At 42.5% G+C, this 1,870-nt stretch carries 2 protein-coding genes; one reads left to right on the plus strand and one right to left on the minus strand.

Annotated features, from left to right (window positions below):
- Nucleotides 1-16: 16 nt before the first annotated feature.
- Nucleotides 17-208: a hypothetical protein gene (locus DB41_RS03630; RefSeq protein WP_039384424.1), complete on the minus strand. Its 192-nt coding sequence runs from the start codon at nt 206-208 to the stop codon at nt 17-19.
- Nucleotides 209-422: 214 nt separating this feature from the next.
- Here DB41_RS03630 and DB41_RS03635 point away from each other — a divergent pair, with 214 nt between their 5' ends.
- On the plus strand, nt 423-1,256 hold the full coding sequence (locus DB41_RS03635; RefSeq protein ID WP_255350907.1) for a leucine-rich repeat domain-containing protein: 834 nt from the start codon (nt 423-425) through the stop codon (nt 1,254-1,256).
- The last annotated feature ends 614 nt before the right edge of the window (nt 1,257-1,870 follow it).

A 1,870-nucleotide genomic window follows, 5' to 3' on the forward strand; every position in this document is an offset into this window, starting at 1 on the left:
TTTAAGAGGATCTAAGCTATGCGATTACGAGAGCCTGGTGAATTTCATTCTCAGAAGGGATAGAGCTATCTTTAGATAGCCACCCGCTGCTGTTCGCAACTTTATTGAGATTACGGATAATCGTACGATGAATACCGGTATCGCGATTAATAGAGCGAATGCTTTGCTTAAATTTTAGTCGAAAAATGACTTGTTGTAATTCTACCATATTTCTCTTCCTTGGCATAAAATCTCCTTTTCGAGACAAGATTAAAAAAGATTGTCCCATGAAGATTTATGCAGTTTAAGAGAAATAAAGAAAAAAAATTTGTTAGCTAGGGTGGGTCACTAAAGGTGACGAGGGGGGGGGTCACTAAAACTGCCGACCCTGGGTCACTAACCATGACGGATGACAGCCTGCAGAAATTGGGCAGCTGTCTAAGCTGACACAGCTTTACTTAAATCGAAACCAGCTCACCAGCCTTCCTGCAGAAATCGGGCAATTGTCTCAGCTGCAAGTGCTTCACTTAAATCAAAGCCAGCTCACCCGCCTGCCTGTAGAAATAGGTCAATTGTCTCAGCTGCAAGTGCTTATATTAAGCCAAAACCAGCTTACCAGCCTTTCTGCAGAGATCGGGCAACTGTCTCAGCTGCAAGTGCTTATATTAAGCCAAAACCAGCTTACCAGCCTTCCTGCAGAGATCGGGCAACTGTCTCAGCTGCAATGGCTTTACTTAAGCCAAAACCAGCTCACCACTCTGCCTACAGAAATCGAGCAGCTGCCTCAGCTGACACGGCTTTTCTTAACTCAAAACCAGCTCACCAGCCTTCCTGCAGAAATTGGGCAGCTGTCTCAGCTGCAAGAGCTTTACTTAACTCAAAACCAGCTCACCAGCCTTCCTGCAGAAATTGGACAATTGTCTCAGCTGCAAGAGCTTGACTCAAGTCAAAACCAGCTTACCAGCCTTCCTGCAGAGATCGGGCAACTGTCTCAGCTGCAATGGCTTTACTTAAGCCAAAACCAGCTCACCAGTCTGCCTGCAGAGATAGGACGGCTGTCCAAGCTGCAAACGCTTCATTTAAATCAAAACCAGCTCACCGCTCTGCCTGCAGGAATAGGTCAATTGTCTCAGCTGACATGGCTTTACTTAAATCAAAACCAGCTCACCAGCCTTCCTGCAGGAATAGGACAACTGTTCCAGCTTACCAAGCTTGAATTAGCGGAAAATCCTTTGAAAGATATCGACGAAAAAATAAGGCAGCGTTTTCAATTGTAGAATGGCCGTAAGTACTTTTTAATTTGGGGAGGGCTTAAATGAAATAAAAAGCTTTTAGCCATCTTATCTTTAAACAAGTAAGCAGCTTTCCCTCCAGTAACTAAGCAAGCTTAAACTAGGCTACGCATTTATAATGACAAGAAGTTTTTCTTTTTTTCTGCAGAGTGTTATGGCTGGAAGGACAACTTTTCTTGACAGGAAGAATCTAGGCGTATAGCATTCCATCATGCTGTAGAAGAATTAAAACATCGCGCCAAAAAGAGCCGTTTTTCTCAAATAAGGCAAAGAATCAATCTCATTCTTTTAACCAAACCAAAATTGCCGCGTCACTTAATCGCCAAAACCTGTGGCTGCTCCTAAATGCTTGAAAGGTCTTCCCTCTCTCCTTGAATCTATCTGAAGTAAAAACGCTGATAGCATCTGTGAGTTGTTTTTCATGGATAAGGATACGAATTGGTTTGACTTGCTTTTTTAATTTTTTTATATTGTCTTTATAAAATAAAAATGCTGAAAACTCATCACTACCTAAGGAAATAAAATGCTTCCTATCTCTTCGGTCTCTATTGAAAGCTTGCCCAATGAATTGCTGCTTCCTATCTTAGAGGCTTGCGCAG

This window comes from Neochlamydia sp. TUME1 (genome assembly GCF_000813645.1).
Lineage (GTDB): Bacteria > Chlamydiota > Chlamydiia > Chlamydiales > Parachlamydiaceae > Neochlamydia.